Consider the following 224-nt stretch of genomic DNA (forward strand, 5'->3'; position numbering starts at 1 on the left):
TGCGGGCCAGGGTTACGCCGCTGCGGGCATAGATTTGCTGCTGACGGTAGAGCGGCAGGTGGTCACGATATTTGGCGACCACCACCTGAGCCAGCAACCCCGGCTCTGGAAGGCCCTTTTCAATCAGGTGGGCGGGTTGGGCTTTAGCATGCACACACTGACAGCGCGCGCAGCTGTACTGCGGACAGACATAACGCCGGACAACAAACGTCGCGGGGCGATAT

General features: G+C 61.2%; 1 protein-coding gene. It reads right to left on the reverse strand.

Features of this window, described 5'->3' with window-relative positions; translation table 11 throughout:
- Positions 1–224: IS66 family transposase (locus tag ABR397_RS24175; protein ID WP_350307895.1), on the reverse strand; the 224-nt coding region annotated here is incomplete at both ends.

Source organism: Photorhabdus viridis (genome assembly GCF_040256935.1).
GTDB lineage: Bacteria > Pseudomonadota > Gammaproteobacteria > Enterobacterales > Enterobacteriaceae > Photorhabdus > Photorhabdus viridis.